General features: G+C 65.8%; 10 protein-coding genes. 9 read left to right on the forward strand and 1 reads right to left on the reverse strand.

Going from position 1 to position 14,087, the window contains the following annotated elements; genetic code table 11:
- Positions 1-18 precede the first annotated feature (18 nt).
- Genes K3555_RS21535 through K3555_RS21560 form a run of 6 tightly spaced genes read left to right on the forward strand, consistent with a single transcriptional unit; the run spans position 19 to position 7,519 of the window.
- A complete protein-coding gene (locus tag K3555_RS21535) occupies positions 19-2,058 on the forward strand; it encodes an acyltransferase family protein (RefSeq protein WP_260008611.1) in 2,040 nt (679 codons plus the stop codon).
- A complete protein-coding gene (locus K3555_RS21540; RefSeq protein ID WP_260008613.1) occupies positions 2,058-3,239 on the forward strand; it encodes a glycosyltransferase in 1,182 nt (393 codons plus the stop codon). Before K3555_RS21535 ends, K3555_RS21540 begins: the two co-directional genes overlap by 1 nt.
- Positions 3,239-4,120, forward strand: coding sequence for a PIG-L deacetylase family protein (locus K3555_RS21545; RefSeq protein ID WP_260008614.1), 882 nt, complete (start codon positions 3,239-3,241; stop codon positions 4,118-4,120). The genes K3555_RS21540 and K3555_RS21545 overlap by 1 nt, the downstream gene beginning before the upstream one ends.
- The gene (locus K3555_RS21550; protein ID WP_260008615.1) at positions 4,117-4,989 is read left to right on the forward strand and encodes a formyltransferase family protein; all 873 of its coding nucleotides are present in this window, start codon (positions 4,117-4,119) and stop codon (positions 4,987-4,989) included. The genes K3555_RS21545 and K3555_RS21550 overlap by 4 nt, the downstream gene beginning before the upstream one ends.
- Positions 4,986-5,975 carry a sulfotransferase gene (locus tag K3555_RS21555; RefSeq protein ID WP_260008617.1) on the forward strand — a complete coding sequence of 330 codons (990 nt, stop codon included), beginning with the start codon at positions 4,986-4,988 and terminating at the stop codon, positions 5,973-5,975. Before K3555_RS21550 ends, K3555_RS21555 begins: the two co-directional genes overlap by 4 nt.
- Positions 5,969-7,519, forward strand: a complete 1,551-nt coding sequence (locus tag K3555_RS21560; protein WP_260008618.1) for an oligosaccharide flippase family protein — start codon at positions 5,969-5,971, stop codon at positions 7,517-7,519. Before K3555_RS21555 ends, K3555_RS21560 begins: the two co-directional genes overlap by 7 nt.
- On the opposite strand, the gene K3555_RS21565 is transcribed toward K3555_RS21560, so the two are convergent.
- Positions 7,461-8,582 carry a glycosyltransferase family 2 protein gene (locus tag K3555_RS21565; RefSeq protein ID WP_260008619.1) on the reverse strand — a complete coding sequence of 374 codons (1,122 nt, stop codon included), beginning with the start codon at positions 8,580-8,582 and terminating at the stop codon, positions 7,461-7,463. The genes K3555_RS21560 and K3555_RS21565 overlap by 59 nt on opposite strands.
- Before the next feature lie 424 nt (positions 8,583-9,006).
- Between K3555_RS21565 and K3555_RS21570 the strand changes: the two genes are divergently transcribed.
- The 3 genes from K3555_RS21570 to K3555_RS21580 all read left to right on the forward strand — a co-directional run bounded on the left by K3555_RS21570 (position 9,007) and on the right by K3555_RS21580 (position 13,710).
- On the forward strand, positions 9,007-9,894 hold the full coding sequence (locus K3555_RS21570) for a site-specific integrase (protein WP_260005203.1): 888 nt from the start codon (positions 9,007-9,009) through the stop codon (positions 9,892-9,894).
- Between the two features lie 12 nt (positions 9,895-9,906).
- Entirely contained in the window at positions 9,907-11,100 is a 1,194-nt protein-coding gene (locus tag K3555_RS21575) for an IS91 family transposase (RefSeq protein ID WP_260005205.1), read from the forward strand.
- A 678-nt stretch (positions 11,101-11,778) separates the two neighbouring features.
- Positions 11,779-13,710 (forward strand): acyltransferase family protein, encoded by a 1,932-nt coding sequence (locus K3555_RS21580; protein WP_260008621.1) that lies wholly within the window; start codon positions 11,779-11,781, stop codon positions 13,708-13,710.
- Positions 13,711-14,087: the final 377 nt, after the last annotated feature.

Raw genomic sequence — 14,087 nt, forward strand, 5'->3', positions numbered from 1 at the left:
GCAAACGGACGCCCTGCCGTGACCGGCTACCGGCGCGATATCGACGGGTTGCGCGCGGTTGCGGTTGTGCCGGTTGTGCTGTTCCATGCCGGCGCCGGCGGCCTGCCCGGCGGCTTTGTGGGGGTGGATGTCTTCTTTGTGATCTCGGGCTTTCTGATCACCTCCATCATCCACCGCGAGATCACGGCGGGCACCTTCTCGATCCTGCGCTTCTATGAGCGCCGCGCACGGCGTATCCTGCCGGCCCTGTTTGCGGTGACTGCGGCGGTGCTGGCGGCGGGGTATGTCCTGCTGATGCCGGCTGAATTCGAGGACGCGGCCCGCGCCGCGCTGGCCGCGGCGGTGTTTCTGTCGAACATCCTGTTCTGGTCCGAGACCGGCTATTTCAGCCCCGGAATCTACGACCAGCCATTGCTGCATACCTGGTCGCTGGCGATAGAAGAGCAGTTCTACATCATCTTTCCGCCGCTGATGATGCTGCTCGCCGCTTTGCGCCGCGGCCCGGTCAGGCTGATCGCCGCACTCACCCTGCTGTCCTTCGGCCTCAGTGCGCTGACCACCCAGATGCGGCCGGACATGGCTTATTACCTGTTGCCCTGGCGCGCCTGGGAGCTGGGCGCAGGCGCGCTTACGGCACTGCTGATCGCCGGCCTGCGCCTCGGGCGCCTGGCCCGCGAGGCAATGGGCCTCGGCGGGCTGGCGATGATTGCCTATGCGGTTGTCCGCTTCGACGAGGCGACAGTGTTTCCGGGTGCGGCCGCCATGTTGCCGGTTGCCGGCGCGGCAATGATTATCGCCGCGGGCGGGCAGGCGGGAACTGTCTGCGACCGCATCTTGTCCCTGCGGCCGGTGGTGTGGATAGGGCTGATCTCCTACTCGCTGTACCTGTGGCACTGGCCGGTGATCGTGTTCTATCAGCAAATCACCCTTGACCGTCCCGATACGGCGGGCTGCATCCTGGTGGCGGCGCTCTCCACCGTCCTGGCCTGGGCCAGCTGGAAATACGTCGAGACCCCGTTCCGCCGCCCGCCCGCGCAGCGGGCTGCAGGGCACGCGCCGTCTTCGGCGCGGGTGCTTGCAACCGCCTTGGGCGGCATTGCAGCCGCAGCGGCGGTTTCGGCGGCAGTGCTGGCCGGGAACGGCTTTCCAAGCCGCCTGCCGCCAGAGGCCGTGCGGCTGGCGGGGTTTGCCGCTGACCGCCACCCGCGGCTGCGCGAATGCACGGCACGGGACAGCGTCTGGCGCCCGCCCGGCACCCCCTGCCTGTTCGGCCCCGAAACCGCGGGCCCGGCCACGGTGGCGATCTGGGGCGACAGCCATGCCGCAGCGCTTCTGCCCGAAGCCGAGGCCGCAGCGCAGCGCAGCGGGCGACGGCTGGCCTATCTGTCGCGCTCAGGCTGCCTGCCGGTCCCGGAAACCGAACGGCTGGACGGCCAGACCGGGCGCTGCGCCGAATACGGCAACGGGGCGCTGGCCTATCTGACCGGCACAGACACCATCGAAACCGTGATCCTGGTGTCGCGCTACGCCATGGCGGCAGAGGGCTACCTTGTGGATTATGGCCTGGCAGAGCGGGACTGGGGCCCAACGCTGTTTGCCGATACCGGAACCGGCTCTTGGCCCGAGGATCAACGGCTTGAACGGCTTATCGCCAAGCTCAGCACTACGGTGGCCCGGCTGCGCGGCGCCGGGCGGCAGGTGGCGATTGTCTATCCGATCCCCGAGATCGGCCATAAGGTGCCAGAAACCCTGGCCAAACTGGTGCTGCACGGCCGTGATCCAGAGGCGTTCGGCCTGGCCCGCAGCGAATATGACCGCCGCAACACTGCCGTGATCGCAGCGCTCGACCGTATCACGGCACAGCATGGCGCCACCCGCATCCTTCCCCAGGACGCCCTGTGCGGCGCGAACCGCTGCCGGGTGATCCAGGACGGAACGCCGCTGTATTACGACGATGATCACCTCAATTCTGCCGGCGCCGCGCTGCTTGGGGCTGCCTTTGACGCGGTCATGGCGCCGCCGCATATCGAAGCCCGCGCCGCGGAGGGAAACCGCTGATGCTGGATGCTGCCTGCGTGATCGACCCGCGGTTCTGCGGCGGCACCGCCGCCGCCATGGCCAGCGATATTGCGGCATTTCTCAATGCCGGGCTGCGCGTTGGCCTGGCCGAGGTGCGCAGCCCCTATCTCGACGGCGCCCCGGAGCGGCGCAGCCCGGCAATTGCAGCGCTGTGCCAGGACCCGCGGATCGAACGGCTGGAGCCGTCTGCGGACCGCCCAATCACCGCCCGCAGCGTGTTTCTGCATCATCCGATGACCTTTTTCTACGGTATCCGCACACCGCTGCGGCTGCGGGCGGAAAAGACGTTTCTGGTCGCCCACCACCTGCCGTTCCGGGGCGACGGATCGCTGCAGTATGATCCCATTGCCACCGCGCACCGGGTGGCGCGCGCCACCGGGGCGCGGCCGCTCTGGCTGCCGGTGTCGGGGCTGTGCCGCCAGCAATTGCGCTCGTTCACCCCGTTCATCCGCCTCGGCGCTCTGGATTGGCCCAATGTCTTTGACCCTGCGGCCTGGACGCCCGCACGGCAGGCTTTTTCCAGCCGCAGGCTGGTGATCGGCCGCCACGGCCGGGCTGATCCGCTGAAATGGCCGGATACCGCAGCCGGTATTGCCGCCAGCCTGCCCCGCCTGCCGGACACAGAGATCCGGGTGATGGGATGCCCGCGCGCGGATCTGGAACAGATGGGGGCGGATCTGTCGGACTGGACGGTCCTTGATTTCGACGCACAGCCGGTCCCCGGCTTCCTTGATGGGCTCGATGTCTTTGTCTACCATTTCCACCCCGCCTCCAGCGAAAGCTTCGGGCGCACGGTGGCCGAGGCGATGCTGATGGGCGCCGTCTGCGTGCTGGACCCGCGGCTGGCGCCCACGTTCGGCGATCTGGCACTGTATTGCCCGCCCGAGGGCACCGCCGGGATGATCGAAAAACTGCGCCGCGATCCGGCAGCGGCCCGCGCAGTTGCCGCCCGGGCGCGGGCTGCCATCGCACAGCGCCACAGCCTGGCCTCGGTGCCGGAGCGGCTGGCCGCCCTGCACAGCGCCGGCCCCGCCGCCGCACCGGGTCCGCGTTATGCCCCGCCCCTGGAAGTGCTGCGCAAGACCCTTGGGATGATCCGGCGCGGCGAGTATTTCCCCTCGCATCTTGCGGCGCGCCGCCGCGGCCCGGGGGCAGCCTGATGACAGAGCTGGCCCCGTCCGTGACCCGTCCCGCCGCGCCGCCGCCCTTGCGCCAGCGCGCCTGGCTGCAGGCCGAACAGGCCGCCTGCCGCGGCTATCACGCAGCCCTGCGCCTGAAGGCCCGCGATATGACCGCGCACACCGCACACCGGTCCGCCCTGGTGCTGGCGCCGCATGCGGATGACGAGACCCTGGGCTGCGGCGGGCTGATCGCGCTTAAACGGCGGGCCGGAACCCCGGTCACCGTGCTGATGGCAACCGACGGCTCCGCCTCGCACCGCTATGAGCAGACCCTGCAGACCACCAGGGAGCGGCTGGCGGCGCTGCGCGAGACCGAGACCCGCACTGCCTGCGCCCGGCTGGGGGTGGAGGCCGGGGCGTTGCACTTCCTGCAGTTCCAGGACAGCCGCCTTGAGGGTCAGGAGCAGCAGCTGGGTGCGGCGATCCTGGACACCCTGGCCCGGACCCATCCGCAAGAGGTCTATGTCTGCGCCCTCAGCGACGGCCACCCCGACCACCAGGCGCTGGCCCGCGCCGCGCGCCGGGCGATGGCCGCCTGGGACGGCCCGGCTGCCGCGTTTTATGAATACCCGGTCTGGAGCTATGATTTCCGCTCCTGGCGCGGGCAGGGCAGCAATACCGGCGGCTTCCTGCGCGGGGTGGCTTTGATGACGCGCGCGGCGCTCGGCTGGCAGATGCGTGCGGTCCGGATCACAGATCTGCGGGCGCAGAAGGCCCATGCGCTGGCGGCACATTGCTCGCAGCTGGGCCAGTACCGCCCCGAGCCGCATTGGTCGGGGCTGCCGCAAAGCTTCCTGCGCCATTTTCAGTCCCGGCACGAGCTGTTCCGCAAACTAGACCCGCGGGAGCTGTCCGGATGAGCGGGCCAAAGCAGCAGCCACAGACGCAGCCCCCGCCCCCCCCGGCCCAGCCTCCAGCGCGGATCCTGCTGATCTGCCACAACGTGCCTTTTGGCCGCGCCATGGCGGCGGCGCTGCAGGCACGCTCCGGCGCGCAGTTATGCGGCATTCTCGCCATTGAGCGCCCGGCCTCGCGGCGCCAAAAACTGCGCCGGATGCTGGCCTTTGCCTTGCGCGCCTCATTCCTGGAACGCCGGGTCCGGCGCCTGGAAACCCGCCTCGAACAGGAGGCCGCCCAGGCCTTTGACACCGCCGCCGCCCCGCCCGCGGCCTGGCCGCCGGGCATCAAGGTGCATAGATCCGCAAACCCCAATGCCGCCGCCAGCGTGGCCTGGCTGGCTGCCCGGCAGCCGGACCTGATCGCGGTCACCGGCGCCCCGGTGCTGCAGCCGGAGGTGTTCGGCCTGCCGAGGCTCGGCACGCTCAACATGCATTCCTCGCTCCTGCCGGCCTACCGCGGCACCCAGGCCGAATTCTGGCAGGTGCTGGAGCAAGGCTGGGACAGCTGCGGGATCACCGTGCATTTTGTCGATGCCGGCGTCGACACCGGCCGCATTGTGCTGCAGCAGCGGACCAATGCGGCGCCGCCGCTGACGCCGCAGATGCTGCGCACCCGCAACCTGCTGCAGGCGCTGCACACGGTGCCGCAAGCGGCAGCAGCGGTGCTGGACGGCAGCGCCCGGCCGCAGCCGCAAGGCCCCGGCCCGCGCCCCCGCCGCAGCCGCGACCGCACCCTTGCAGCACGGGCGCAACTGCTGCGCCGCCTGGGCTATCTGACCGGCCCTGCGGCACCCGTGCCAGTGCCGCAGCCCGCGGAGGACCGCCGGTGAAACAGCTTCTGCGCGCCCGTGTCATTGCCGCCGCCCTGAAGATGCGCGGTTTCTGTGCCGAGGACGCGGTGCTGCTGTCTTGCGATCCGCGCAGCGGCTCAACCTGGCTCAGCGAAGTGCTGTGCGCCGCCGCCCCCAGCGCGGTCATCTGGGAGCCGTTCCACCTGGATCATGCGCCAAAGGTGCGCGGCTTCGGCTTTGCCTGGCGCCAGATCATCCCGCCCGGTGCGGACTGGCCCGAGGCCGAGACCCTGGTGCGCGATATCCTGGCCGGGCGGCATATCAACGGCTGGACCGGCTGGGCCAGCCCGGTTGCAGACTTCCTGCGCGCCCGGCAGCTGATTGTGAAATGCTGCCGGGCCAACGGCTTTTTGCCCTGGATGCTGCGCCGGATCGCCTTCCGGCGCGCGCCGATCCATTTCCTGCGCCATCCCTTTGCCATCGCCGCCTCGCAAATCCGTATGGGAAATTTCAGCACCGATGGCATGGAGGCCGACCTGGCCCGCGGCCGCTATGCCGGGGAACTGGCAGAATCTGCCCGCTATATCCGCGCGCTGGAGACAGACGAAGAGCGTATCGTCGCAATGTGGTGCCGGATCCAGCAGCCCGCGCTGGAGGATCCGGTGACCCGCGCCCGCACGGTCCGGATGCATTACGAGACACTGACCTTGCATCCGGAACAGGAGATTTCCCGCCTGTTTGCCGCCTGGGGCAGCCCGGTGCCTGCCGCTGCGCTGGCCCGGATTGACAAGGCCAGCCGGATGACCGTCGACGCCAGCCTGCTGGGCAACCCGCAGGCGCAGGTGGGCAAATGGCAGCAGGCCTTCAGCGACCGCCAGATCAGCCGCATGTCGCGGGTGCTGACGGATTTCGGCATCGGGGTCTATGACGAAACGCTGCTGCCCAAGGTGCCGCCGCCTGTCGCCGTTCAACCGCAGCCGGACACCCGTGCGGCTGCGGCTGCCGCGGACGAACAAACATGCTGAGGCTGCGCGTGCACTTGCCGTTTCAGGCGCGCGGGCCCGGCCGGGCTGAGGGCGGCAGCAGCGGCGCTGCACCGGCGCAGTTTTTTGCCAGCATCCGCGCGCTGATCGGCGCCCGCGCCGTTCTGGCCCTGCTGCAGCTGTTCAGCCTGCCGGTGCTGACCCGGCTGCTGGACGTCCGCGACTTTGCCCTGATGGCGCTTGGCATGGTGATCCCGCTGTTTGCCAATACCGTCAGCGACGCCGGCCTTGGCCGGTCGCTGGTGCGCAGACAGCATTTTGATCCGGTGGAGTGGAGCAGCGTGTTCTGGTTTCTGTTTCTGGTCGGCGCAGCGCTGGCCGGGATGACCGCTGCCGCGGCGCCGGTGTTTGCCGGGGTGATGGGTGAACCCGGTCTGGCGGCAATTGTGCTGGTGCTGGCCTCAGTGCCCTTCCTGCTATCGCTGACGTCGGCGCATCAGGCTGCGCTGGAGCGCGCCTACCGCTTTGATCAGATCTCAAGCGTGACCGTGGCGGCGGGGATCGCCGGGGTGCTGACGGCAGTGGCGCTGGCGCTGGCCGGCGCAGGGGTATGGGCGCTGGTGGCGCAGCAGGTGGTCACAGCCTTGTTGCGGGCGGCCGGATTTGCCTGGCTGTCCGCGTTTCAGCCCCGCTTCGCCTTTGACTGGCCCTTGCTGCGGCCGCATCTGCACTTCGGCAAGAACACGCTGCTGTTTTCCGGCGTCATGACACTGCAGAACCAGACGCCGGTGCTGGCCTTCGGGCCGGTCTTCGGCACCCTTGCGGTGTCGCTCTGGGCAATGTCCGAACGCGCCGCCCGGCTGGCCCGGACCGCGCTGGCCGGGCCGGTGTCGCAGGTGACGCTTGTGTCGATGTCGCGGCAGTGGCGGGACGGCAAGGGTGCGGCAGAGGTCGCAGCACTGTATCTTGCCTCAACCCGGCTGCTGGCGACGCTGCTGTTTCCCTCTTTCCTGGTGATCGCCCTGGCCGGCGAGGCCGCCTTTGTCTGGATCCTGTCCGAACCCTGGCGCCCGGTGGCCGTTGTCTTTGCGCTGGCAGTGCCCGGCCTCCTGATCGACGCGGTGGCCTCCAGCGGCGCGCGCGTCTTCATGGTGGCCGACCGGACCGATCTGCGGCTGCGCATGGCGGCTGAGCGGTTCGCCATCGGGCTGCTGCTGTTCCTGGCGGCACTGCCGTTCGGACTGGAGGCGGCCATCCTGGTCCGCAGCCTGTTCGCCATCGCCTATCTGCCGCGCTATTGGGCCTATCTCGGGCGCTGCGTGCCGCTGGACCGTTTAGCCTGCGCGCGCCAGCTGATCCTGCCGGCGGCGGCCGGCATCGGCGCCGGGCTGGGGTTCCGGATCTGGGGCGCGCCGCAGATCCCCGGGCTGGCCTGGGAAGCGCTGGCCGTGCTGGCAGCCGCCGCTGCCGCGCCGGTCCTGGCAGCGCTGCTGTCCTGGCGCCCGCTCAGGGCCGATATCGCCCGGCTCAGGGCCTCGGCGAACGAGACAGCATCCGCTGCGCCCGCTGCATCCCCCGCGCCATGACCCCGGACAGCCAAGCGGGCACCCAGGCAGCCGCCCATATGCGCAGGAAACCCAGCCCCCAGGCATTGTGCATGACCCCCAACGCCGCCCCGGCCCACAGGCCGGACGGGCCGCGCAGGCACAGCGCCCCCGTCAGCGACACCGCCAGCAGCGCCGCAGCATAAGCCGCGGGCCAGATCAGCGCGGGCGGCCACACTGCGCCAAGTGCCAGGCTGCCCAGCAGCCCCAGCACATTCAGCACCGGCACAAGCTGGCGCAGGCGCGGCCGCATCCGGTGCTCCAGCACCGTGCGCGCGCGGCCGCATCCGTAATTCCAGTACTGCCGCATCAAGGCCGCCAGCGATGGCCGCATCCTGTAGACCAGCCGGTTTTCCGCATCCAGCCAGATCCGCCCCCCGGCCAGCACCAGGCGGCGGTCGTATTCGGCATCCTCGTTATGGCTGAAGCGCGGGTTATAGCCGCCGATGCGGCGGAACCAGTCCAGCCGGAACCCGGCATGATGGCCATGATCCACCCATTGCGACCGCCCGCCGCCGCGGTGCTGCGATCCGCCCGAGCCAAGCGGCGTGTCCACCACCCAGGCGCAGGCGCGCTCAAACCCGCTGTGGCCTGCGGCATCCATCACGGTGGCAACCGAGGCCGCCTCAGGGCGCGCCGCAAAGGCTTCGGCCACCCGCCTGACATACCCCGGCGGATAGACCGAATGGGCATCGCAGCGCACCAGGATTGTATGTTCCGGGCGCGCCGCGCTGTCCACTGCGCGGTTGACGCCCGCCGATTGCAGCCGGTCCGGATTGTGAACAAGCTGCAGCATCGGGTCCGCCGCCGCCAGACCGGCAACAATATCCTGGGTGCCATCACTGCTGCCGCCATCGGCAATGACGATCCGCACGTGCTCCATGAACCCGTCCCCGGCGCGCAAGGACGCGATGCAGGCCTCGATTGCTGCCGCTTCGTTCAGGGCAGGGACCACAACCAGCACGTTCTCCGGCCCGCAGCAAACTGCGGCCTCTCCAGGCAGGCCCGGCCCCTGGCCGGATGTCATCGCGTCAAAACCCGGCACCTGAGGCCCCCCCGGAAGATCGCTCCAAACCCTGGCAATGCTATTCAAAGTTGCGATTCGTTCCTACCCGGGCAGACGGCCGCGTATCACCTGCGGATTGTAGTTGCAAAAGCGGGCGGCAAGGAGAGTGACAGTACTGCTTGTCGGATCACCCTAATGGTGAGACTGCGGTTTCAACAAAATCAGCCACTTAGGTCTTTGAATTTCTGAGACTCGTAAACTCTCCAGTTTTCAACCCATGAGTCGAGAACCTGCCGTTCGTCCAACGTGCGGCGAAGGTGTCAAAAGAGCCCTAGGACGAAGCCGCTCCGCGGCATTGGCGCGGGTGGCTGATGTTCAGCGATGATCTGACAGTGGTGCATTTGGGGAACGGCATTTCTGCCTGACGATTGAGCCCTTCTCAATCATCAGACAGGAGGCTCCCATGACAGAGGAGAGATCAACCCCGCTTCGAGAGCGGATGATCGAGGACATGCGCATCCGCGGGATGGGCGACAAGGCGCAGAAAGCGCATATCCGGGCGGTCAAGGATTTCGCCATTTTCCTCGGGCACCCGCCGGATACCGCCTCACCGGAGGAACTCCGCGCCTATCAACTGCACATGACGGATACAGGGGTCACGCCGGCGACTTTCAACGCCAGGATCGTGGCGCTCAGATTCTTCTTCGGCATGACCTGCGGGCGCGAGGAGATGAAGCGCTACATGCAGTTCCGCACCCAGCCCAGGAGGTTGCCTGTAGTCTTCAGCGTTGAAGAGGTATCGGACATCCTGATGGCGGCGCCGGGGCCCGGGCTCAAATACCGTGCCGCGCTCAGCATTTCCTACGGCGCGGGGCTGCGGGCCGCCGAGGTCTGTAACCTCAAGATCGGCGATATCGACAGCAACCGGATGCTGATCCATGTCGAACAGGGCAAAGGGCGGAAGGACCGGAAGGTGATGCTGTCACCCGGGCTTCTGAGCTTGCTGCGCGACTACTGGCGCGAGGCGCGGCCGGAGGGCTGGCTGTTCCCCGGCAAGCCGAAGATCAACCCGCTGTCGCCACGGCAGCTGAACCGCGCCTTCACGTCAGCGAAGAACATGGCCGGCATCAAAAAGGCCGCCACTCTGCATACCCTGCGGCACAGCTTTGCGACGCATCTGCTGGAGGCCAACACCGATGTCCGGGTCATCCAGGTGCTGCTCGGCCATGCCAAGCTGAGCACGACGGCCCAATACACCCATGTCGCCACCAAGACGATCCGTGACACGGTCAGCCCCTACGAGATGCTGGAGCAGTTGCAGGATCAGACAATCAAGCGAAGCCTGAAGTGACGGGGCACTGGGGTGTCCCGCCCGGGGCTGGAGATTGCTGATATATTCCGTGCCCATGGTGCCGCGTGGCGGCGGGCCAATGCAGGGCATGTCAGCCTGACCCAGCTCAAGGTGATGTCGGCAATCGAAGCCTGCCGGACCGAAGCGCTCGGCGGGCATGTGGCCGGGTGCGCCAAATGCGGCCATCGCCACATCGCCTACAATTCCTGCAAGAACCGGCACTGCCCGAAGTGCCAAGGGCCAGCGGCGCGCGACTGGATGGAAGCCCGCGCCGAGGACCTGCTGCCCGTGGAGTATTTCCACGTGGTCTTCACCCTGCCCGCAGAGATCGCCCGGATCGCCTCCTGGAACAAGCGGGCGGTCTACGGTCTGCTGTTCCGGGCGTCGGCACAAACGGTCATGACCATCGCAGCGGACTCCAAGCGCCTTGGTGCTCGGGTGGGCATGACCAGCGTGCTGCATACCTGGGGATCGGCGCTGACCCATCACCCCCACATCCATATGATCGTTCCCGGTGGCGGCCTGTCTCTGGACGGCGCGAGATGGATTGCCTGCAAGCCCGGGTTCTTCCTGCATGTGCGGGTCCTGTCGCGCTTGTTCCGGCGGCTGTTTCTGGAGGGGCTGATGGCGCTTCACCGCGCCGGGGAGCTGGCCTTCTTCGGCGACCTGGAACCGCTGGCGCAGGCCGATGCCTTCGCAGAGTGGCTGGCTCCTTTGCGCAAGTCCGAATGGGTGGTCTATGCCAAACCGCCCTTCGGAGGCCCGGAAGCCGTTCTCGCCTATCTCAGCCGGTACACCCACCGGGTGGCCATCTCGAACGCACGCCTCGTCAGCGCCGACGCAGGCACCGTGGCATTCCGTTGGAAGGACTACAGGATCAAGCGCGGCGACAGGCAGAAAGTCATGCGTTTGGCCACGCCCGAGTTCATCCGCCGCTTCCTGATCCACGTCCTGCCCGCTGGTTTCCACCGCATCCGGCACTACGGCTTGCTCGCCTCAGCGCAGCGCAAGGCCAACATCGCCCGGTGCCGTGCCCTGCTCGGGACAAGGTGCCCGGCTCAAGAACCGCCAGAAGCCGCCGAGGTTCTCCCGCTCACCCTGCGTGAGCCATGCCCGTGCTGTGGCGGAACAATGCATATCATCGAGATCTTCCGGCGCGGGCAAAAACCCCGGTCGCGCGCGCCACCGCGGAAGGAGGCGGCATGACGAAACGCCCGTCATTCCGGTATTGTGAACACCGGGCATCCGCAGCCGCCCGGCTGTCTCCATTTACGCCTGTACTCTCCTGCAAGCTCAGAACCACGCCGAAACGCCGCTTTCGTCGCAGCAATTGTCCGGAGGCCCCCGTTAAGAGCATCCCAACCGGCATCGGAATGCCTCCGGCTTGGCCGCTGGCTCCAACCGCAGACCCCGCCGTCTGCGCTCTTTCCCCATAGACAGCCCCAAGAGTCCCGCGGCTTCCACCTTGGGAGGTTTTCCAACGCGGGCCGATGTCGCGCCAAGCCGCACCCTCACACCGCGGCCCGCATCAGAAAACCTTCACCATTGAAGTCATTGGCCCCCCAGCATTTCCACGCATGTGTAGTACGCCACGTACGGCGCTAAGCAGATTTTCAGGACGCCGCAAAACGAACTCAAGCCGCGGCGCAATAATGATGTCCGCCCGGAGAACCCTACCTAATGGGTGGGAAACACTGCCATCGCAGCGTAGCAACGTTCCTCACCATTGCGCCAGAGCGCCCTGACCGGACGGTCACGTACCTACTACAATTGGTATGCTCGTTTAGTCGAAGACAGTGTTGAGGCGCTGGCCGACCGGTAATTTTTGCTCGCGGCAGGTGGGTTGCACATGTATATCGCCGCGGAACCAAGCCGGATTGTACAATGAAATACCGCAGCGAAATTGATGGCCTCCGGACCTTAGCGGTCGTACCCGTTATCCTGTTCCATGCCGGCATTGCGCCGTTTGGGGGCGGCTACATCGGTGTTGATGTGTTTTTTGTCATTAGCGGTTACCTGATTTCCTCAATCATCTTTAACGAGCTTGAGCGCGGGGAATTCTCTGTCCTTCGGTTCTATCAGCGCCGTGCGCGCCGCATTCTGCCGGCTCTGTTCTTCGTGGTGCTGGCAAGTCTGCCTTTCGCCTGGAGCTGGCTGATGCCGCGCGACCTCAAGGATTTTTTGGAAAGCCTGATTGGGGTATTGTTTTTCTTGTCGAATTTCCACTTCTGGTCGGAAGCGGGGTATTTTGATACTGCAGCCGAGCTCAAGCCCCTGCTCCACACCTGGAGCCTTGCGGTTGAAGAGCAGTATTACGTTATCTATCCACTGCTGCTGATGCTGTTGATGCCCCTTGGCGGGCGAGCCGTGACGGGAGCTTTGGCACTGCTGTTTGCCATCAGCCTGGCGCTGTCGCACTGGGGGCTTTCGCACCACCCTTCGGCCACCTTTTTCCTGCTCCCGCCCCGGGGCTGGGAACTCTTGGCCGGCGTATTTGCGGCCATGCTTCTGCGCCGCGATGGCGCTGTTCCAGGGGCAAGCCATGCCGGGATGCTGGCAGCGATGGGGCTGCTGATGATCCTGGCTCCGGTGTTCATCTACACGGAAACAACCAGGTTTCCAGGCGCTTATGCTTTGCCTCCCGTGTTGGGTACCGTACTGATCATACTTTTTGCAGCACCGGGAAGCCTGGTTCACCGGCTGCTTTCCGCCAAGCCGATGATATCAGTTGGTTTGATCTCATACAGTGCCTATCTGTGGCATCAACCGATCTTCGCATTTTTTAAGCACCGCTTCGGTTCGGCGTCTTTCGATCAGCATGTTTTTGAGCTGATTACACTGACGTTTCTACTGGCTGTTTTCAGCTACTGGGTGGTTGAGAAGCCGTTCCGCCGCACAGCCTCTCTGAAACAATTCACCGCTTGCATGTCAGCCTGTTTCGTCCTGACAGCAGGGGCTACCGCGGCTTTGATGGTGACTGTGCGGCACAATCATCTGGCCATTCCCTCCTACAAATGGGCGCTGGACCACGCGCCGGCTGACCTTGTTGAATACAGCGGACAATCCGGCCATTGGCAGGATTGCGCAGATTCTGTGGAAAACGTCGGGTTGAAATACTGCCGGTTTGGTGCCGCAGACCAGCCAGTGACCTTGGTATTGTGGGGAGACAGCCTGGCCGGGGCGCTGTTGCACGGGATGGATCTGATTGCTGATGAAAACGGCATCGCCGGCATGGCCTTTGTTTCCGATGCCTGCCCTCCAGTGCTGGGACTTCGCAACACCAGTGTATCAACCTGCTCGGCCAAAACCCATGAAGAGGCCATGAAACGGATCATGAATCTTCCGGATGCCAAGACTGTATTGATCACTGGAAACCTGTCTGTCGCCTCCTCCGCGGGAAATGTTCTGATTGACGGGCAGGGCGTGTCTCCCGGAGCTGTCCGTCAGAAAATCCGCCTGGCCTTGGAAACATTCAAAGAAGCGGGTCTGCAGACAGTATTGATCCAGGAAGGCCCGATCTTTGACGAGCCCGTTGCAGCGTATGAGCTTCAACGATTGCGGAGCAATCTGACTGAACCGCAATCCATTCCACGGACCGTGCAGGAAGCCAGGACCACCCCGACGCACCGGCTGGCCAACGAGTTCGACAGCTTTGTCGGCACCGTTGACTTCTTTTGCGGGCCAGAGAATTGCCCGTCAGTCGATGGCGAAGGGAAACTGGTTATCTTTGACCAGAACCACATCACGAAGACCTATTCAACTAAACTGGCAAAGCTGATTCTCTCGACGGCGGGGTCCGCACCCGGACTACAATGAAGAGCCCGCCACGCAGGCCGACCCGACCCGGGCGTGCCTGTTTGCAATGTAATTTGCGACATTCTGAAGGCTTCCGTCAGCACCCTTGAAGTCAGAGCTCAATCCAAGACCGGGTAAATGCCTCAGTCGCCCTTGCAGTACCTCGGCATTTTCCCTTGGCGCCCCTGCTTTTGGACCGTTCATTTGTCTTTGCAATGCCCGCTTGGCGCGCAAACCGGGCGCGCCGTACTTTCCATTCTGCACCAGCGGCGAATGACCGGATAGTCCGCGTCTCGTTTGTCCGACCTGACTGTAGCGAAAGGGTGGTTTGGGTTCCGCCGGTATTCGCGGGCCTGAATGACCGCAAACGGAAAGTTCGCTGCGCTGCCGAAAATCTC

Origin of the sequence: Leisingera sp. M527 (assembly GCF_025141525.1) — a bacterium.
Classification (GTDB): Bacteria; Pseudomonadota; Alphaproteobacteria; order Rhodobacterales; family Rhodobacteraceae; genus Leisingera.